Origin of the sequence: Bacteroides sp. B1-V-101, from assembly GCF_023656585.1 — a bacterium.
Classification (GTDB): Bacteria; Bacteroidota; Bacteroidia; order Bacteroidales; family Bacteroidaceae; genus Bacteroides; species Bacteroides thetaiotaomicron.
Genome location: NZ_JAMOKH010000059.1, coordinates 1 through 20,077 on the forward strand (window position 1 = coordinate 1; position 20,077 = coordinate 20,077).

Sequence of the window (20,077 nt, forward strand, 5' to 3'; positions counted from 1 at the left end):
TTTTTTTTGAGTTCGGGACAAAGTTAAAGAAATGAAAGATACCGCCAAAAAATACCAAGTATTTTTTGTTGTAACCTTTAGTAAAATGGGTATTTATTGGAGGGGGTAATTTTAGTAAAATAAGTATTTTCCCCCTTCGGATTTTAGTAAAATGAGTATTTTAGGTTGTGTCTTTTCACTTATAACGATTTGTATTTCAGTTAATTATAAATGAAAAAACGCTTTCTTACAAAGAACCTCTACAAAGACTATTCTCACAAAGAAGGAAAATCTTAGGGAATCACAGGCTTCAAAAACGGCTGGAAAATGTGCATTTTGAAAACGGAAAATGAGAAACGGAGAAAAAATGAGCGAAGCGTTTCTTTAGTGCGATTTTTCCGCGCGTTAAAATGTGTAAAATTTTGTTTTTGTGTTGTAAAATATAAGGTGATCGGAACGATTGCCGCCGTTTTACAAATGTACACTTTTTTTGGGGGGCGGTGTACATTTGTAATGTGCATTTTGGGGGCTGGGTGTCTGATGTATTGGAGCGAAGCCGTGCGGAGCGTTCCAGGAGCGACGAGCGAAGCAAGGAGAGAGAGAACGACGGTTTACCAAAGTGAGCAAGCAGTCATTGGACTAAGTCCAATGCTGATTTTCTAAATCACTGATATATAACTGTTTACTTGTTTATATGTATGCGAATTGCATACATATTGCATACATTATTTTGATAATTCATTGAATTATAGTATATTGTAGCCGATATTTATGTATGCAAACCCCTATACGTGAAATTATGGCAACAACAAGTAAAGATACGTCTATCCGTATAAAGGAGAGTACAAGGTTTAGGCTTGATATGCTGAAAGGAAACAAATCGCACGATGCGTTCGTGGCCGAAATGTTACTCTATTTTGAAACAACGGGGATCACCCCGCAGTCGAATGTAATGCCGCCGAACATTGCGGCCAAAGAGCAGGCAAGCCGGGTGATCGAAGTTGTCCGGGGCATTGAGAAATCCACTAACGTAAGGCTGAAAAACATCGAACAACTCCTTTTGTCGCTTGTCGGGGAAGTGAAAACGCCGGGGGACAATCCGGACGAATATATGCACATCTCACAGGTACAGGAACTTTTGGAGCGTTCCAAGCAACTGGAACAGGAAGCCAGGGAAAACCGGGAGAAGGCCGGGAAACTGCAAACGGATCTCGAAATAGCCCGGCAGGAGAAAGGAACTCCGGCCGTCGGATGCAATACGCACAAGATCCTGGAGATCGTGGAGCGTATCGACGAGGTGAAGAAGATACCGACATTCAACGATACGGTTTATGAGATAGACCGTAATACGCTGGATATGTGGGTGAAAAGGTTAAAGGACGAACTAAAGAGATAAGCCTATGTTTGCCAAAGTACACCCGGCCGAGGACGTGAAAAGCGGAAATACGGGAAGCTGTCACGACCTGGTGCGTTATCTGGAAAAGGAAACGGGGGAGGGACAGCGTTTTTTCTCCCATACGGAGCAGGATATTTCACCCGAACGGGTAATTATGGATATAGACGGGAACAAAAAGGCGTTAGGGGCTAACGACGCTAAATTCTTCATGCTTTCGCTCAATCCGTCGCAGTCGGAACAAATGCACCTTATCGGCCGGAAAGTGGACGATTTTAAGGAACTTACACCACAGGAGAAAAAAGAGGTTTTCCAAAAGCTGGAGGCGTTCACCCGTTCGGCTATGGATGAATACGCCTTGAACTTCGGACGGGACAATATTAGGGGAGGCCAGGATCTCATGTATTACGCACGTGTGGAAACGGAACGATCCTATCATCCGGAAGATGAAGAGGTGAAACAGGGGATCGCCAGGATCGGAGAGCCTAAACCCGGTCTGAACTTACACGTTCACGTAATCGTTTCACGCAAGAGCCTGGACGGGAAAGTGAAACTTTCTCCGGGGGCTAAATCGGCCGGGAACACCTGGGAACTGGAGGGCAGGGGGACGGTGAAACGGGGTTTTTCACATGAGGGCTGGAAAGTCAGGGTACAGGAATGTTTTAACCGGAAATTCGATTACCAGGCCAAAGAGGGGGAAACTTATGTACGTCCGCAGGTATCGGCCGAGATCGGGAAGATCACGAACCCGGAGCTTAAAAGGATATTGCAGGACGAGCAGTTTACGGCGGCAAACCAGATCGTCGCAGCCATGAGGGAACAAGGTTACACGCACCAGGTAAGGAAGGGGGTGCATTCCTTTTCACGGGAGGGTGAAGTGTTCCAGGTTGAACACAGGCTCTTGAAAGCGTTCGAACAACCTCTGTCTGACGAGCAGCTAAAAAGCATAACGGAACGTTTCGACTTGACAAAGTACGAGGCGAACCCGGCCGGGTACAGGGAGAACGGTTTGCAGGTAAAGGATATAAGTTTCTCGACATATGTAAAAGATGAAGCACAGAAGGGGGAAAAGGCCTTGAAAGAGGTCGCTTATAAAGTGGTTTATGATGAACAAAACCATACGACGGTATCGTTCGCCACCGTCCGGCAGTTCGCATACGAGCATCAAATAAACCTGGTGAAAAGCGAACCGACGGCCGAAGCCGTCTTGAAGAAGATCAAGAACCCGGAGCTTAAAAACCTGTTGGAGAACTACCGTTTTACGTCCGCTAACCAGATTGTCGTAGCCATGAAAGAACAAGGCTACACGCATAAGGTACGGAAAGGGGTACATTCCTTTTCACGGGAGGGTGAACGGGTGAGCATACGGCACAAGGATCTGAAAAAATTCGCCGATCCGAAACTGGAGAGCCGCCACATGGAGGGCATTATCGAACGGTTTAACCTGTACAAGTACAAGCAGGAGGGCGTGGCCTACCGGGAAAACGGCCTGGAAGCCAAGAATATTTCTTTCCTGACATACCAGAAAGTGCCGATCGAGCCGGAAGAGGATAAAAGCGTGACCGGAAAGCCGGAAACAAAGGAGGAAGCGCAGCAGCCACAGCAGGAAACGCCGGGGAGCGAGGCACATCCGGAAGAAACGGAAAACGAAGCGGAAACGCCCATGCCTGAACCCGATCCGGTGAAATACAGGAAAGAGCTTAAAGAGGTGTCTTATGATGTACTGTTTGATAGGGAAACGAAAACCTATGTGCCGATTTCGGCGATCCGGAAATACGCATACGAGAATGAGATCAATCTGATAGACCGATACAAGCATGGGTACGCAGTCAGGAACGAGGATCTTAGGGAGTGCCTGGCAAATCCCGAATACCGGACGGTAAGGCAGATAAACAAGGCCATGAGGGAGAGGGGATATACGATCGAAAGGGACGAGGCCGGAAACTATACCTACATCAAGGGGGAAAGTTCTTTCTTTATGGAACGCCGGGATTTGCTTGCCTTTACCGGGTACGCCAAAGATACCGGAGGCCGGGAAAGGGAAAGGGGAACGCACCGAAGCGCAGACAAGACGGTCGGGTTTATCGGTGGTAAGGCCAAACAAAAGCTGATAAACGAGATCCTGGGGGATAGCTTCCGGACGGAAAGGATGCTTGTAGGCAACGTGAAAAAGGCCGTCAGCCTTATACAGAACCCGGCTAATATAAAAATGATGCTGATAAAACAGATCGGCAGTTTTCTAAACCCGTTTAAAGAGTTATGATATGATGATGTATATTATTATAGGGATCGCCTGCCTGGTGGGGATCATCGTTGTTGTGCTGTTGCTTCCAAATTCCGGGAAACAGCAGCAAAAAGGACAGAAATACCGTTTTGAACTGTCGGCCGGGGGAGGGAGGAAAATAACCTTTGCCGATCCGTTCGATAATTTCCTGGTCTATGGTGGGGCGAACTCCGGAAAGACCAAAAGCATAGGAAAGCCCTTGTTAAGCCAGTATATACAGGCCGGGTTTGCCGGATTTGTCTATAATTACAAGGATTTCGATCTGGCAAGGACAGCCGTACACCTGGTAAAAAAACATAATTACCCTTATGGGTGCTTCCAGATCAGTTTCACGGATATGGAACGGACGCACCGGACAAATCCGATACGTCCTTCCGTGGTGAAGAATGAAACCTTGTTCTTGCAGCTAATGGATGATATGCTGACCGCCTACCAGGGAAAGGACGGCAAACGGGACGAGTGGTTTAACGGGGCGTTGGGGATATTAAGGGGCGTTTCGATCCGGTTTTATAACGATTATCCGCAGTTTTGCACGATACCCCATATCGTTAATTTCATTTGTTCGGCCGGAACTGTCCGGATAACGTCGTTCCTGGAGGGCAAGCACCAGAGCCGGGTACTGGCCGGGGCATTCCTGGACGCAAAGGACAGCCCCAAGACGCAAAGCAGCTATCTAAGCAGCCTTACCAACAGTCTAAGCACGCTCGCCAACGAAAAAAAGGTGTGTTATGTCCTTTCCGGAAATGATTTCGACTTTAACCTGATAGATCCGGAATGTCCGAAATTGGTTGTCGTATCGAACGCCTATCAGATCGAAAACCTGATTTCCCCGGTTATATCGCTCATGCTTTCCATTTCGTCCCGGCGTTTCACGCTGGCGAACAAAGTGCCGTTCTTCTACTTTCTGGATGAAGCGACCACGTTCCGGATCGCCGATTTCGAGAAACTGCCGTCCGTTCTAAGGGAATACCTTTGCAGTTTCGTTTTCCTCACGCAGTCGGCGGCGAAGATCGAGAAGATATACGGGAAATATGACCGCAGTTCGATAGAATCCAATTTCGGGAACCAGTTCTTTGGCCGGACAAAGGACATAGAGGCCTTGAAAAGCTACCCGCTTGTTTTTGGAAAAGAGGAGAGGCAGAGGGTTTCAAAGACCACCGGAAGCAGCCGGGGAGGGGAGAACCGCAGCCGTACAGTTTCCACGCAGAAAGAGGAAATATACGATACGAATTTCTTTACCAGCCTGAAATCGGGCGAGTTCGTGGGGAGTGCGGCACATTCCAACATGAGGAACTTTCATTTGAGGTTTGAAATGTACGAGGACAAGGAAGATCCGCTTCCGATCGTGCATCCCGTACTGGCCTCGGATATAGAGGAAAATTACCAGCAGATCATAAGGGATATACAAGGCATTGAATAACAAGGGAAGTGTGGCGACATTCTACAAAGTGTGGGACAACTCCACACTTTTTTGTGGAATATAAAAAAGGGGTAAAATTATAAAAGTTTGATAATTAGTGTATTTATTAAAACAGTAGTGTATTATGTCAAATTGGAATGGATTTTGTACAATATAATTGTATAAATACACTCCAGTTTGAAACTCCAGTGCAATAGCAAAGGTTGTTTTTGGATTGGCCGGATAAGAATTTATTTACTTAAATACTTAAAAATAAACTCCTTATGAAAACGCCTTTGTTTATCTTGCTCCAGGCTACTGGAGGTATCAGAAATGAAGTAAACACATTCCTTAGTGATTATGCCGTTCCGGTGATCGCCATGCTCCTGATCGTGGGAGTGGGGATCGGTGTGGTGATGAATTATGATAAGATTATAGACCGGGACGGACAGGGAACAAGAAAAGAGGGTATTGTAAACTTACTCTGGGTAGTTGGTTACATCATCATCGGGCTTGCGATCATTGCAGCCGTTATCGCACTTATCAATAGCAAACTTAAAATGTCCCTCTAATGGACTTCCAGGTTAGAAAGGGGCTGGAAACACCCCTGAAAGTGCATGGAATGAGAACGAAGTTTTTTTGCATCTATTGTATTATCCTGGCTGTGATTGTTCTTTTTGTCGTGGGCTTCCTGACAAGTGCCATGAGTGGGGAGGGATCTTTTTTGGCCTTTATCGTTTCGCTGGTGGCCGGGGCGTTCGCCTCTGTGGTCTTGCGGATCGTCTTTATCAACCTTTCCATGCAGCGCAAGTTCGGCAAGTTCAAAAGACAGGTATTTGTCATATCGAATAAGGATCTGTTAAACAGCCTGTAAACACTCTTTTTATGAAAATATCGGCAGCGCAAGCGTACTGTATCTTGGATACGGTAGGATCTTCCATACTTACCAAATCCGGCGAAATATCCGTTTCCTACCTGTTGGAATTGCCGGAGGCCTATTCGCTGGATCGCTCGGATCTGGAGGAAAGGCATAACGAGTTATTCCGGGCTTTCCAGTATGTCCGAACCGGGTTTATACATAAGCAGGACGTGTTTTTACGCAGGAAATTCAAGCCGGAATATGTGATCGAGGGGGAGGGCTATATACAGACGGCCGAAAGGAAGTATTTCGACGGACGGGAATACCTGCATCACTTCTGCATATTGTCCTTTACGCTTTCGGGACTGCAAAGCCTTGAAAAAGCGTACCAGGCCAACCCGTTGGCGTATAGCGAGAAACTGGCGAAGGCAGACCGGGACAGGCTGGCCGAGTTTCTGGAATCGGTGGAGAGTGCAGTTTCCATTATCCGGAATATCCGTGGCACGCAGATCCGGCCGTTGAACGTGGCCGAGGTGAAACAGCACCTTTTCCGGTACGTGAACGGTTTCCATGACGACGAGGGACTAAGGGATATACAGTGTTCCGATATGATAAGGATCGGGCAGAAGAAAGGGATATTCTTTGCCGTTTGTGATGAAAGGTATCTGCCCGACAGGATGAAAGTATATGTTACGGACAGCACTTTGCAGGAGGCAAACAGCCAGCTTTATATGTCGATGCTGGAAAGGATCGGCGTTCATGTGCCCTGTTCCCATGTGGTAAACCAGATATGGAAATTCGCCGGGGGAAGCTACCGGGAGGAACTGGCCGAGAGGGTGAAGCTGTTCGGCCGTTACCGGGAGTTTGACAAGGCCATAAAAAGCCGTTATGACGGCCTGGCCTCGTATGAGCAGGAGATCATCAACGAGGAAAACGTGCTTTGCAAAACGCACCTGAACGTGTTGCTGTTGGAGGATGACGAAACGATCCTGAACCGACAGACGGAACAGGTAAAAATGATTTTCACGAACGCCGGGTTTAAATATTACATTCCAAGTTACGAGGGGCTTTATAATATCTTTATAGGCTCGATCATCGGCCGGGAAAACAACCTGAATCCGGACTACCTGTTTCTTTCGGATCTGCATTCGTCGCTCTGCATGGGGATCAATTACTCTACGTTCCGCAGCGACAAGGAGGGGATCTTGTTTAACGAACGGCTGTATCAAACACCGATTCGAAAGGACGTTTGGGACGCAGATAAGAAACGCATTCCGGCACGTAACATGATTATCGTCGCATCGACGGGTGGGGGAAAGTCGGTTACGTCGTTGAACATCATCCAGCAGAACATCGAGCAGAATTATAAACAGATCGTCGTCGAGTTCGGAAAGAGCTTTTACCAGCTTTCGCAGTTGTACCCGGACAGGTCGCTGCATATTGATTATGACGGCAGCAGCCCGTTGGGGATCAATCCGTTCTATACGGCCGGGAAGCAGCCGGACAACGAGAAGATAAAGACGCTTGTAAACCTGGTGCTTAAATTCTGGCGGTCTAAGGCGATCATGGAGGACACGAAACAAGTTGTTTCGCTGACAAAGATCATTTGCCGTTATTACGAGGATATTCCCGACGGCCATTGTTTCCCGGACTTTTACAGGTACGTCCAAAGAGAGGGGAAAAAACTGTATGAGCGTTTGAATATCCTGCCGGAATACTTCGATATAGACAGCTTCCTGCACGTGTGTTCGGAATTTATGCCGGGGGGATTTTATGAGAACGTGTGCAAGCCGTCCCCACTGGAGAACGATATGCAGAACCGGGATTTTATCGTCTTTGAGCTGACGAAGATAAAGAAAGATCCGTTCCTGATTTCCGTCATTATGACAATCCTTTTCGATACGATAGAGAACAAGATCCTTTCGGATCGTTCCGTCAGGGGGATGCTGATCTTTGACGAGTACGCAGAAAGCCAGTCTATAAAGGACACCTTTTCAGGTGCGGACATACATTCGACGGTGGCGTTCTGTTACCAGAAACTCCGCAAGGAAAACGGGGCGGTGGGTACGATCGTCCAGTCATTGGCGCAGCTTCCCGATAACGAGTACACGAAAGGCATTATCGCCAATACGCAACTCTTATACGTGCTTCCGGCCAACGAGATCGTTTACGACCAGACGGTAGAGGCGTTCCATATCAAGAACCGGAGCCACGTAAACCTGATGAAGTCGATCCGTAACGACTTTTCAGGGGTACGGCCGTATTCGGAGATATTCATCCGGTTTATGGATAGTTATGCAACGGTGGTACGCCTGGAGCTTTCACCGGAAAAATTGCTTGCATTCCAGACCGACGGCGAGAAATGGAACAAATTGCAGGAGATTTACAAGGAGGCCGGAAGCATGGAAACGGCCATAGAGAAGTATAAACAATTAAAACAGAAAAGTTATGAAACGGAAATGTCTATGTAGTTTGCTTGTGATGATGTGCTTTTACTGTACGGCGTTCGGCCAGTGGGTGGTGTCCGATCCGGCCTTGACGCAGCTATCGCAGATAACCTGGGCGAAAGAACTTAAACAGGCATACGAACAGTTTCAAGTGCTGGGGGAATCCAGGGACATACTGACTAAGAGCCTGGATCTGTACCGGCAGGTGAACGGGGTTATCAAAAACTCTAAAATGGTGTTGCAGGTGCTTTCCATGCAGGGGGAAATGTTGGAACTGGCGGCGAAAGAGTGCACCCGGTCGGACGTGTTTACCGGACAGGAGGCATACGGGGAATATACGAACGTGCTGAACAAGATCATGGAGGAAAGCGTGCTTTCCTTTGACCTGATCCGGACGATCATATCGCCCTCGGTGAGCATGACCGACGGGGAGAGGATAAAAATTATCGTGGATCTGGATAACAAGCTGAAAGAGAACCGGGACAAGATGCTCGACGAGAGAGCGAGGTTTAATACGGTCAATGACGCTATAAAACGGATCGCAGCCCTGAAATCAACAGCCAAGAAGTGAGCCTATGGAAGTGATCGACAATGTGATTAGCGCATACGAGGCCGTCAAGATGAACGGCGTCAGCCAGGGGATCATCGCCCTTTGTTCCTTTATCGCCGTTATCATCGTGATACAAAAGTTCGTGACGGCCTGGAAAGAGGCCTTTAGCGAGGGGGACAAGCCCGTCGATATGAAACAGTTCTTCAAACTGTTCTATATCTATATTTATGTGTTCGCCATTATCATGGTCGCACCGTTCGCCTTTACGATCGTGGAAACGGCACTTGGAAATCTTCAGAACGAATTGATAAGCCATTATCAGGAGGACGTGGATCTAAGCATTGACGAGGCGATCGTAACCTTTACAAAGGACTATATCGAGGACGTGCAAAGGCGGCATAACTGGGTAGGGCAGCAGATTCAGGAGGTTATCATGCTGCCGTTCAATATTGCGGCTTATACGATACTCCTGTACGCAACGAAATATATATTTTTCTTCTTTGCGTCAGCCCGGTATCTGTATCTTATACTCCTGGAGATCGTCACGCCGATAGCCGTAATACTCTACATGGACGAGAAAACGAGGCATTATACGCACGCATACCTGAAAAACCTGTTTGTCTGTTACATGACGATCCCGGCGTTCCTGATAGCCAACGCCCTGGGGTCTATCATTGCGGAGAATATCATGCACATGTGCGGACAGAACAAATATACCATGCTGGGACTTCTTTTCGCTTTCGTGTTCAAACTTTTCCTGTTTGCCAAAAGCGTGAAATTTTGTCGTGAACTGTTTTAAATCCTGATCTTATGAATAAAGACGATATACTGAAAGATTTTGATACACTGGCCGAGGCCAAGCGCAAAGGAGCGGTAAACTTAAAATTGTGCCTGGGCTTTGCCCTGGTGGTGGTTGTCCTGGTGCTGGCCTGGGGACTGGTGGTGAATTTTACGGCACTGGATAAGGTGGTCGTGGTAGAGCGATCCGGCGAGTACCTGAAAACGCACGCCGAGGATAGCGAGGCTCTGTTTCTTGCCCTGGTGAAAAAGACGTGCGCCGAGGCGACCGGGTACGCTAACAGCTTCGATCGCCTGAACCTGAAAAAAAATCAGGCGCACGCCGCTTTTTATGTCAATAAGAACGATCTGAATGCCGTGTTCTCAAAGTATTATAATGATAAGGCCTATTTTGATGCGGTGCAGAACGGGGCGGTCTATAAATGCGAGATAGACAGCATCCAGACGATCGCCGGGGACAATGAGCCGTACAAGGTGGCTTTCACTTCCACCCTGACGATTTACGGCGTTTCGGGGCAGAAGCTAAGGTTTCTTATCAGGACGAAAGGGGAGATCGTGAGAACCACGCCGCAATTTCCGGAGAACGTGACGGGATTTTTCTTTAACCAGTTTATACAGCAGATTGTCCGGATAGAACAAGAACCTGAAAAAAAGTAACACTATGGATAAGGCCACGAAAACAAAAATAATCCTGTTCGCATCCCTGGGGATCTTCGTGCTGGTGGTGCTGGCCGTTACGCTGGCACTGACCGGGAAAGGGGACAACCGGGAAGAGGACGGGAGCGTGAACACTTCGCTTAGGGCACAGCAGCAAAGCGATTTTACCCTGGACGATATGATGAATACGGACGGACGGCCGGAGTACGAGAATTTTACCGATGAAGTGTACCGGGAAGATCCGGAAGTGATAGCCTTGCAGGAACAGTTAAGGCAGAACCAGAGAGCCGACAGTCTGAAAGCGGCCGCAGCCATGAAACGGAGAACGGCGAAAGCCCGGCCGAAAAAGGAAACGCCGAAGAAGGAAGAGCCTGAAAGGACAGTAGGACGTTTCTTTTCGGGGGAAGAACCGGAGAACAAGGGAAACACGATAGAGGCCATTGTGTCGGGCGATCAGAAGATCACGAACGGGAGCGTGATAAAACTTGTCACGCTCCAAGAAATGCAACTGCCCGGCGGCATGGTGATTAACAAGGGGACGGCCGTTTTCGGGGTGGTGAAGCTCGCACAGGACAGGATCAATATAACGGTTGAATCCGTCCGGATCGGGAACAGCATCTATGAGATGCAAAAGACCGTGTACGACAGGGACGGACTGCCCGGTATATATGTGCCCTTGAACATCAAGGCGGAAGCGACAAAGGAGGCGGCCGACGAGGTGGTTAGCGATATGAACGTTACCTCTTACGGGACGGACGTTCTAAGTACGGGGGTTAATGCGGTGAGCAATGCGGCAAAGAGCGTGTTCCGGAAGAAGAACAACCAGGTCGTTGTCACCGTGAAGTCGAACTATAAACTATATCTGAAATGAAAGCTATTTGTTCTTTTATCCTGGCGTTGGCCGTTTCCTCGGCCGGGGCGCAGATCCGCCCGGTGGAAAGCCTGCCTATCGCAGTGAATTATTCCAAGACGATACATCTTGTATTCCCCTCGGCCGTGAAGTATAACCAGGCCGTTACGGACTTCGTGGCCGTCGATAACCCGGAGAGCGTGCCTAATATCTTGCGCATAAAGGCCAACCGGAAAAGTTTCAGCAAGCAGACGACCGTCAGCGTGGCGACCGAGGGAGGTTTTTTCTATTCGTTTAACGTGACCTATGCCGACAGCCTGGAGCATACGAACTATTTCCTGCCCGATATGTCGAGCATACGGCCGGACACTATCTATCTGAATGAGGTGTCGCAAACGCACCTGATCGCACCGGAAAAGGTGATTTATATAGATTACGGCGATACCTGCATACAGGTAAGCAAGGCCGAGAATACCGAGAATATCGTGCGAATGATCGCAGCCACGGGAAAGGTGGAGGAATTTCCCAGGCAGACAAACGTGTCGCTGGCGACCGAAGGGGGGAAGTTCTACACGTTCAACGTGGATTATCGGCAGCAGCCGGAGGCGTTCGTCTATGAGATAGGGGAGAAACGGCCGGAGAAAAAGGCGAACGTGATCCTGACCGACAACATTATCCCGGCCGGGGAAAGGGATCAGGTCATGAGCCGGGTATATAACGCAAAAAGGGGGATATTCAACAAGGGGATCGTTCGCAACAAGATCGTTTTCTCCGTGAACAACCTGCATATATATGATAACTTGCTCCTGTTTACCTTTGAGATCGAGAACAAAAGCAAACTGCCTTATGATATAGATTATATCCGGTATTACATCATCGACAAGAAAACGGCCAAGCTGACCGCATCCCAGGAAGTGGATCAGCAGGCTTTGTTCTCGGAGAATTATTCGCCCAGGATAGAGGGGAACGGCCGGATGAAATACGTGATCGCTTTCGATAAGTTCACCATTCCGGACGAGAAAGTTTTCCGTATCGAGATCAACGAGAAGAACGGAGGCCGTCACGTTCTTTTTGACCTGGAGAACAGCGACATCGTGAATGTGGAGGATATTTAGCCTTGCGATCCTTGCGCTGATCCCTGTCGGCCGGGTGGGGGCGCAGGACAAACGTTCGCTGATCGTGGAGGTGTTGCAGACCGCAGGGGATTACGGGGACATCGCCCCGGTGTGGGGGATCGTCCAAAAGGACGGGGATATTTACCGTTTCGTCCCCTCTGTCGCACCCCTGAAAGAGAAATACCGGATCTCCGACCGTTACGGCTACCGGACGCATCCGATAAGCGGTGAAAGGCAGTTTCACGCAGGCCTGGATATGGCGGCGGTGTATGCGGCTACCGTACACGCCGCAGCCAGTGGGACGGTGACGTTCGCAGGTGAAACGCCCGGATATGGGAAAACGGTAGTCGTTACGCACCGTTTCGGATTTCAGACCAGATACGCACATCTGACACTCATTTACACCCGGAAAGGTGCGAAGGTGGAAAAGGGGGACGTGATCGGGTTCGTGGGAAGCACCGGGATAAGTACCGGGAATCATTTGCATTATGAGGTGATAAAAAACCAAAAGAGAATAAACCCTTTAAATTTCATTTATGGAACTAAGTAATGAATTGAAAGTAGAAAGGATCAGGCTAAGCCTGACGGCGAAAAGCGTTGCCGAGGAAATGGGGATCAGCCGCCAGCAGCTTTGCAACATCGAGCAGTCGGAAACCGCCCCCGTGGTGGTGAAATACATCGCTTTTCTAAGGAGCAAAGGGGTGGATCTGAACGCTCTGTTTGACCGTATTATCGTGAACAAATAAAATAAATCGTATGAGAAAATTAGTTACCGCCTTGTGCGCTTTGGTCTTTTTGTCGTCTTGCGACGACGAACTGAAACTTGTCAGCCGGGATTTTTCCGTGACGCTGAAAAGTATAGACGTGGGTACGGCCGTAGTGGGGAAGCCCATTAATTGCACCCTTACGATCTCGGATCTCGATCCGGACAACGGGGATCAGATATTGACACGCTTTGAGGTCAGGGACGGGGACGGCGTTATCCTGGTGGATAACAACGAATACAGCCCCGGAGAAACGTTTGAATATGATTTCAAGGCAAACAATCGGCTGGATTTCGATTTTATCCCGGCAACCGAGGGAGAGGCGTATATCGTCATGGGGGTAGCCAGCGAACTGGTGACACGATCCGACAGCATCAAACTGAAAGTTTCCAGCCCGGAGATAAACATACGTTTCCAGAACGTGCCGGATCTTATGCTGGTATCGGAGGAAGCGGAATTTTATTTGCAGCTTGATACGGAACTTTACGGGGTGAAAGCGTCGGCCAGGTTCGTAAAGGGAAGCGGCCGGGTGTATATTTCCGGGTATGATGCGACAAGGGGCGAGGGCGTGGCACTGGAAAAAAACAACCTGGTGACGTTCCGGCCGGATGCGACCGGGCAGGCGGTGATCGAGTTTACCGTTTCAAGCCGTTACGGTCTGCCAGTGAAAGAGAATGTAACGATACAAGTAAATCAATGAGGTTATGAGAAAAATTGCCGTATTATCGCTCTTTTTGTGCCTGGTGGCCGTGTGCAGGGCACAATATATCGGAAGCCAGTATATGAACGTGAAGCTGGGCTATATCGTGGATGAAAGTCAGGTGCAGGGGACGTTCGGTTTTGGAAAGGTGTACAAGGCTTTCAAGGTGGGGGCAAACCTTAATTACCGGAATCTAAACCGGGATCTGGTAAAGGCAAACACCGTGACGGTCGGCCCGGAGCTGGCCTATTACGCCCTGAAAGGACGGAAATTCTCGCTCCTGGGGATCGCAGCCGGGACGATCGGCTACCAGAAAGCCAAGGCGAAAAGCGATCTTGTGTACCTGGAGAAAAGCAAGGCTTTCGTGTATGGGTACGAGGTCGGGATAAGGCCGGAAATGTTGCTAAGCCCGAAAGTGGCTCTTTTTGCCGAATACAGGTTTGAAATGTTGTTTAACTCCATTCTCCGGAATAACAACCATGTCGGCCTGGGGTGCGTGATCTATTTATAAACTTAAATAATTGAAGGTATGAGAAAGTATTTGTATTTGTCAGCCGTATGCGTGTGCATGGCATTGTGTTTCGTCGGTTGCAGCAAGGACGACGACGAACCGGGAGGAAAAGGGGCGATGTATGAGGTAACGATCGAGCAGTCGGGAGATTTCCGCAGCTTCATTAAGTCGGTCGTGGTAGTCGCCAACGGTACGCAGTTGAAAGACGGGGCGACGGGGGAAAGCCTCGCAAGCCCGGTGATTCTAAGCGATGAAGAACTGGCCGTCGAAAAGGTGACGTTAAGCACGACGGGAAAGGCGATCGAGTTTGCCGTTTCCGGTGGTGTCGTGGACGGAGAGGACGGCGTTGTGAACGAGCCGATGCAGTGGGTAGTGACCGTTTACAAAAACGGAAAGGAGATCGAGAAAAAGAGCCTTGTTTTCCGGGACGGGAAGGAGATAAGTACGGATGATCTTAATCTGTATTATAATTGACGTGACGGCCTGAATGTCCCCCGGATGAATGTTCGGGGGATTCTTTTTCTTTTGGGCGTTCCCGTGGGACGGTCGGGCTTTACGTTTCAAGTCCTCGCCTAAAGGCTGTGGGCTTTACTCTGCAATCCCTAACGCATGGCTGAAAACTCCTCTTGCCGGTGGTGTTCTTCTTCATACAGCCTCATGCGTTCTTGTAATGCTTCTTTTAAATTGTCGCTTTTTTTCAGTCCGAGTTTGGCACGTATGTTCGCTCGTTGGCTGGTTATGTTTCCGCTACTCCGATGTAATAATTCGCATATTTGGCTGACGGTCTTGTCTTGCAGTATTAAACGGCAGATGTTTAATTCGGACGGGGATAAATTGGGATATATTCTCCTGATTGTATCAAGTTTACTTTTTTCCTTTTTCTGGTATGCGGCAAGGGCTGTAAAAAGATTTTCTTTGGATTGTTCCCCTATTATGTTTAACAGGGAGCTTGTCTTTTCTTCCGGGTTATTCTCGCTTAACAACTCGGCGAACGCGAATAGTTCTTCCTTTTTCATTTGGAGACGTTTCAAAAGCATTTCCTCTTCCTCTTTTAGCAAGTTGCTACTTTTTAGCAAGCTGCTGATATTACTGTGTAAGGATCTTCCTAATAAGGGGATCATGGTGTATATGATGATGATCAAAGGCAGATAACTGTATAGGAACGGTTCGTCGGTGATAAGTGTGCAGATTGTATAGGAAGCTATGGTAAGGGAGGACAATAGGATGGAGATATTACTCATATAGGCACAGATGGAAAGCATGGTAAATAAGAGAGAGATAGTAATGTTACTCATTATCAATGCTCTTTGATAACTATATTCATATCCGCTACATATTGAGCAATAAATTATTTCGATAAAAATCTCGATATGTATGGCTATCAGTATAATGGAAAAGGTCGTGGTCAGATTTACTCTCTTTTTAAAATAAGCGAGAGTGCACATAATGATAAACAGGAATAATACGCTGTTAATATAATAAAACTGTTCATTGGGAAATGGAACTGAATATATGTATATGGGTGCGCATAAGACCAGCATGAGCAGGGATAGATGAAAGACTCGTTTTTGTTGATACGTTATTATCATTTCTCTTTCTTTTTTGTCGTAAGTTTGAGTTTTTATTGAACTTAGAAAAGAGGCGGCTTTTGTGCTGAATATCATGTATTTTATTGTTTTAAGTGCTATTAAGTATGATGTTTCTTGCAAAGATAACTGTTTTTTGTATGTTTAAGTACTTTTCTTTATGATGTTAAGTATTTTTAGTTGTTGTGTAAGCGTGATTGGCTGCTGTGGTAAGTGTTGTAGCTGTTGTGTGGTTGTCTTTTTAAGTATTTATAAGTTTAAAATACTTGTTTTTTGCTTTGGAGGTTGGTTTATAGATGTGTATTTTGCGGTCGAAATTCAAGGGGTGTAAAAGCCTGGGTTTGGATTGTCATATTAACAAATGATTAAATGACGAAAAGATGTTTTTTTATATTAAATGTGTATTGTTCGTGCTCGTGTTGAGTATAAGCGGAGAAATATCCGCTCAGGAGAAGCGTGATTCGGTAAGGATCTATTTTCATCAAGGAAAGGTAAATATAGATACATGTTTACTTGACAATGGGAACGAGATGGAGCGGTTTGCTAAAATCTGTTCCGCATTGAACGACTCCGTCCGTCTTATCAGGAAAATTCAAATAATAGGAGGAGCTTCCCCGGAAGGAGGGGGGCTGTTGAATGGAAGGCTGTCTGAAAAACGAGCAGAGGTTTTGTGGCGGTATATATCACCTTATATAAAGATTCCGGTATTGGAGAAGGATTTTCATTTTTCGGGAAGCGACTGGAACGGACTTATAACGATGGTGAGAGCGGATGTGAATGTTCCGGAGAGGGAGGATGTCCTTCGTTTGTTGGAGAAGATCGTCCGTTTGGAAAACCAGGACAGCCCTTATTGGGGGGGAGAACTGAAAAGACTGAAAGGGGGGAGGCCATACTCATATTTGTATAAATTCCATTTTCCGAAACTTCGTTCGTCGATGGTGAAAATATGCTATGATAGTGATCCGATAAATCCCGTCAGAGATACGGTATATATACATACACGTGATACGTTGTGCATCCGTGATACCGTTACCGTCATAGCTCCGGTAAAGAAACGGCCGTTTTGCATGGCGGTGAAAACAAACTTGCTTTATGACGCTGTTTTGATACCTGACATCGGGGTTGAGTTCTGTTTGGGGAAGAACTGGTCTGTGGCCGGGAATTGGATGTATGCCTGGTGGAAAAGTGATCGGAAGCATAATTATTGGCGTATCTATGGGGGAGATGTGGAGTTGCGCCGCTGGTTCGGTCGGAGAGCGGTGGAAAAACCGTTTTCCGGGCATCATGTCGGATTGTACGGGCAGATCGTCACCTATGATTTCGAATTGGGTGGGAAAGGTTACTTGGGGGATAAATGGAGTTACGGGGGAGGCGTGGCTTACGGCTACTCGTTACCTGTGGGACATCGGTTCAATGTGGATTTCACGTTGGGAATCGGCTACCTTGGAGGATCGTACAAGGAGTACATCCCTTTGGACGGTCACTATGTATGGCAGACCACTAAAAACCGCCGCTGGTTCGGCCCGACCAAGGCGGGTATCTCTTTGGTGTGGTTGATCGGGCGGGGGAATTATAGCCGGAAGAAAGGAGGCAGGCAGTGATACGGATACGCTTTAGTCTGGTGTTCATATTTTTATGGATAGGACTGACGGCTTGTGAGCATAAGGATTTATGTTACGATCATCCGCACTTTGCCACGGTGCGGGTAATATTCGACTGGACCAAGATTTCCAATCATGACAAGCCTGAAGGCATGAGGGTCGTATTTTATCCGACCGATGATGAAAGCAACACGTGGATATTTGATTTCCCCGGAGGAGAGGATGGGGAAGTGGAGCTCCCCGAGAATGATTACCGGGTAATTTGCTTCAACTACGATACCGACGGGATGGTTTGGAAAGAAAACGGCAGTTACACGCTTTTTACTGCCGATACGCGTGATGTTCGGTCGCCGGATAACCGGACAATGGCCGTCACCCCACCCTGGCTGTGTGGCGACCATATAGACAGAGTTATCCTCAAGGACATTCCGGGAGGAAGCGCGGAGATAGTACGGCTAACTCCCGTAAACATGGTATGTCACTACACGTATGAGGTGAACGGTCTTCGGGGACTGGATAGGGTGGCGGATTTGCGGGCCGCTCTTTCCGGCATGTCCGGCTCGCTTAACATGTCCGGCGACAGTTTGCCCGCCGGTCTTTCGGAGAGCCTGCTCTTTGATGGAATGGTTTCACGGAATCAGATTATAGGCGGATTCTATACGTTTGGACATTCCGCACTTGAAGGAGAGCCCAATGTTTTCCGGCTGTATCTCAAGAACCGTTCCGGCAGCATGTCTGTATTGGAACAGGACGTGAGCGACCAAGTGCATGATGTCCCGGTAGCGGGGCATATCGGTGATGTGCATCTGGTGTTGAATTTTGATTATGAGGTACCATCCGAGCCGGGAAATGGCGGTCCGGGATTTGATGTGGACGTTGATGATTGGGATGATGTGAATGTGGATATAGTGTTGTAAACGGATATTTGAGTTTTCAGTGCGGATTGGATGCCGGGTAAACGCTATGTCAACTATTAAGTAATCGAGTTTATTAATTATATGTATCAATTTGATTTGTTTTTATTTATGAAAAAAAGTACAGTAATGCTTTGGGCAATCTTTGGAGCGCTACTCATGGGTTGCTCAGACGAGGAGATTGCGAATGTGGAAACCTCCTCGCGGAATGCGATTGGTTTTAACGTGTTAAGTAATGCGGCGGAAACGAGGGCTACCCCTACTACCCCCTCCAACTTGACGAGCACCGATTTCGACGTGTTCGCTTTTACGGCGGATGGTACTGCCTTCATGGGAAAGGTCGACACGGAATATGGACATGACGGAGTGAATATCGTGTACAAAGATAATAAGTGGGATTATAAAAATGCGAACGACCTTCGTTATTGGCCTTCCGAGGCTTTGGACTTTTACGCGTTCAATCCCGGAACGGTTAGTGAAGACATGTTGGCGTTTTATAGGTGGGAAGCCTCCGGGACTTCTCAAAAGATAAGTTATACCTGCATCGATGAGTATGGAGCCGGTACTCATGCAAACTACGACGTGATGTATGCCATAGCCAAAGACCAGACAAAAGACTCAAACAACGGAAAAGTGAAATTTAAATTCAAACATATTCTGTCTCAGGTCGTATTCAAAGCAAAGACCCAATACGCTAACATGCGGGTGGACATCCGTGACATCAAGATTCATAATATCAGATTTTCCGGCGTCTTCACATTGCCTGCGGCAGCCGATGGAACGGGAAGTTGGAGTTCGCCTGATTTAACATTTCCACACGCATTTACCGTAGTGAAAGACAAATCCATCACGGTCGAAGGTAATACCACAGCTACCGATATTTCCACAAGTTCTCCTATGCTGAATATACCACAGGAGCTGACTGCTTGGACTGTTTCCGGAGCCAGCAAAACCAAGAAGGGTGCCGACGATGCGAAGCAATGTTATCTGGAGATCTCCTGCAAAATCCAGCAGTCCGGAGTTTATCTGTTGGGTTCAGCAAGTGAATACAAAATAATTTATGTTCCGTTCGGAGTTATATGGAAACCGGGCAAGCGTCATATCTACACGTTGATTTTCGGTGGTGGTTATACTGATCAGGGAAAGGCTGTGTTGAATCCGATCCAGTTTGATGCAGAGACAACAGGCTGGGTTGATGCAGATAATAAAGACGTAAACGTCAAACCTTAATCCAAACGTTTATTAATATCGTACCCGTTGGCAGGTTAAACATACGCAAGATTAACCCTGCCAACGGGTTTTTTATTGCTTTTATCATCTGTAATTTATGTGTAGGGTTGCTTTTTGCGTACCTTTTTCCTGGAGAATTTCTTTTGTGGAGTGTTTGCCCTGTATATTCCCGATACGCTGTTATAGCAGGGAACTGTTTTTATCCAAGTAGTCAGATATAGCCTCTTGCAATACCGATTTTAGCGAATCGCCTTTGCGGATCGCGATCAGCTTTAAGTTCTGGTGATAGGTTTCGTCCATGACAAAATTACAATGCACGGTTTTCGCTTTCTTCGGCTTTTGAGCCTCTTTTTGCCCGGCCGTGGATTGGATCAGGCTGTCTAATCCCCCGGTCAGCCCGGCCGACATACTGTTTTTTAAATCGTTCTTCTTTGCCATAT

The 20,077-nt window shown here is 47.5% G+C and carries 21 protein-coding genes; 19 read left to right on the forward strand and 2 right to left on the reverse strand.

The genetic code is table 11. The annotated features are described in order from the left end of the window. Positions 1-778: 778 nt before the first annotated feature. The 16 genes from NBH01_RS25115 to NBH01_RS25190 all read left to right on the forward strand — a co-directional run bounded on the left by NBH01_RS25115 (position 779) and on the right by NBH01_RS25190 (position 14,780). Positions 779-1,375 (forward strand): BfmA/BtgA family mobilization protein, encoded by a 597-nt coding sequence (locus NBH01_RS25115; protein ID WP_224205130.1) that lies wholly within the window; start codon positions 779-781, stop codon positions 1,373-1,375. Positions 1,376-1,379: 4 nt separating this feature from the next. Then, the gene (locus NBH01_RS25120) at positions 1,380-3,635 is read left to right on the forward strand and encodes a DUF5712 family protein (RefSeq protein ID WP_005842198.1); all 2,256 of its coding nucleotides are present in this window, start codon (positions 1,380-1,382) and stop codon (positions 3,633-3,635) included. A 1-nt stretch (position 3,636) separates the two neighbouring features. Beyond that, the gene (locus tag NBH01_RS25125; protein ID WP_005842196.1) at positions 3,637-5,076 is read left to right on the forward strand and encodes a type IV secretory system conjugative DNA transfer family protein; all 1,440 of its coding nucleotides are present in this window, start codon (positions 3,637-3,639) and stop codon (positions 5,074-5,076) included. Positions 5,077-5,339: 263 nt separating this feature from the next. Continuing rightward, the gene (locus NBH01_RS25130) at positions 5,340-5,627 is read left to right on the forward strand and encodes a hypothetical protein (protein WP_005842194.1); all 288 of its coding nucleotides are present in this window, start codon (positions 5,340-5,342) and stop codon (positions 5,625-5,627) included. Beyond that, the gene (locus tag NBH01_RS25135) at positions 5,627-5,929 is read left to right on the forward strand and encodes a hypothetical protein (protein ID WP_005842192.1); all 303 of its coding nucleotides are present in this window, start codon (positions 5,627-5,629) and stop codon (positions 5,927-5,929) included. Before NBH01_RS25130 ends, NBH01_RS25135 begins: the two co-directional genes overlap by 1 nt. An 11-nt stretch (positions 5,930-5,940) precedes the next feature. After that, complete coding sequence (locus NBH01_RS25140) at positions 5,941-8,385, forward strand: VirB4 family type IV secretion system protein (RefSeq protein WP_005842190.1); 2,445 nt, start codon at positions 5,941-5,943, stop codon at positions 8,383-8,385. A 64-nt stretch (positions 8,386-8,449) separates the two neighbouring features. Next, entirely contained in the window at positions 8,450-8,932 is a 483-nt protein-coding gene (locus tag NBH01_RS25145) for a conjugal transfer protein TraI (protein WP_225011981.1), read from the forward strand. 4 nt (positions 8,933-8,936) lie between these two features. Further along, on the forward strand, positions 8,937-9,710 hold the full coding sequence (locus NBH01_RS25150; protein ID WP_005842185.1) for a hypothetical protein: 774 nt from the start codon (positions 8,937-8,939) through the stop codon (positions 9,708-9,710). Between the two features lie 11 nt (positions 9,711-9,721). Further along, positions 9,722-10,366, forward strand: a complete 645-nt coding sequence (locus NBH01_RS25155; protein WP_005842183.1) for a hypothetical protein — start codon at positions 9,722-9,724, stop codon at positions 10,364-10,366. Between the two features lie 4 nt (positions 10,367-10,370). After that, positions 10,371-11,237 (forward strand): conjugative transposon protein TraM, encoded by an 867-nt coding sequence (traM, locus tag NBH01_RS25160; protein ID WP_250700349.1) that lies wholly within the window; start codon positions 10,371-10,373, stop codon positions 11,235-11,237. Further along, positions 11,234-12,331, forward strand: coding sequence for a conjugative transposon protein TraN (traN, locus tag NBH01_RS25165; RefSeq protein ID WP_005842179.1), 1,098 nt, complete (start codon positions 11,234-11,236; stop codon positions 12,329-12,331). Before traM ends, traN begins: the two co-directional genes overlap by 4 nt. Next, positions 12,315-12,881 carry a M23 family metallopeptidase gene (locus NBH01_RS25170; protein ID WP_007659497.1) on the forward strand — a complete coding sequence of 189 codons (567 nt, stop codon included), beginning with the start codon at positions 12,315-12,317 and terminating at the stop codon, positions 12,879-12,881. Before traN ends, NBH01_RS25170 begins: the two co-directional genes overlap by 17 nt. Further along, positions 12,868-13,077, forward strand: a complete 210-nt coding sequence (locus tag NBH01_RS25175; protein WP_005842174.1) for a helix-turn-helix transcriptional regulator — start codon at positions 12,868-12,870, stop codon at positions 13,075-13,077. The genes NBH01_RS25170 and NBH01_RS25175 overlap by 14 nt, the downstream gene beginning before the upstream one ends. A 10-nt stretch (positions 13,078-13,087) precedes the next feature. After that, on the forward strand, positions 13,088-13,795 hold the full coding sequence (locus NBH01_RS25180; protein WP_250700350.1) for a hypothetical protein: 708 nt from the start codon (positions 13,088-13,090) through the stop codon (positions 13,793-13,795). 4 nt (positions 13,796-13,799) lie between these two features. Beyond that, positions 13,800-14,306 (forward strand): conjugal transfer protein TraO, encoded by a 507-nt coding sequence (locus NBH01_RS25185; protein WP_005842170.1) that lies wholly within the window; start codon positions 13,800-13,802, stop codon positions 14,304-14,306. Between the two features lie 18 nt (positions 14,307-14,324). Continuing rightward, entirely contained in the window at positions 14,325-14,780 is a 456-nt protein-coding gene (locus NBH01_RS25190) for a DUF4425 family protein (RefSeq protein WP_007659490.1), read from the forward strand. Between the two features lie 128 nt (positions 14,781-14,908). Here the strand turns inward: NBH01_RS25190 and NBH01_RS25195 are convergent, their stop codons facing one another. After that, on the reverse strand, positions 14,909-15,970 hold the full coding sequence (locus tag NBH01_RS25195) for a helix-turn-helix domain-containing protein (RefSeq protein WP_015545978.1): 1,062 nt from the start codon (positions 15,968-15,970) through the stop codon (positions 14,909-14,911). 302 nt (positions 15,971-16,272) lie between these two features. Between NBH01_RS25195 and NBH01_RS25200 the strand changes: the two genes are divergently transcribed. The 3 genes from NBH01_RS25200 (at position 16,273) to NBH01_RS25210 (ending at position 19,637) form a co-directional block, all read left to right on the forward strand. Next, complete coding sequence (locus NBH01_RS25200) at positions 16,273-17,493, forward strand: DUF3575 domain-containing protein (RefSeq protein WP_118104832.1); 1,221 nt, start codon at positions 16,273-16,275, stop codon at positions 17,491-17,493. Further along, positions 17,490-18,410, forward strand: coding sequence for a DUF5119 domain-containing protein (locus NBH01_RS25205; RefSeq protein WP_009276884.1), 921 nt, complete (start codon positions 17,490-17,492; stop codon positions 18,408-18,410). The genes NBH01_RS25200 and NBH01_RS25205 overlap by 4 nt, the downstream gene beginning before the upstream one ends. A gap of 108 nt (positions 18,411-18,518) precedes the next feature. After that, the gene (locus tag NBH01_RS25210; protein WP_250700351.1) at positions 18,519-19,637 is read left to right on the forward strand and encodes a fimbrillin family protein; all 1,119 of its coding nucleotides are present in this window, start codon (positions 18,519-18,521) and stop codon (positions 19,635-19,637) included. Positions 19,638-19,817: 180 nt separating this feature from the next. Here NBH01_RS25210 and NBH01_RS25215 read toward each other — a convergent pair whose 3' ends face one another. Further along, entirely contained in the window at positions 19,818-20,075 is a 258-nt protein-coding gene (locus tag NBH01_RS25215) for a hypothetical protein (RefSeq protein ID WP_005648607.1), read from the reverse strand. Between the last annotated feature and the right edge of the window lie 2 nt (positions 20,076-20,077).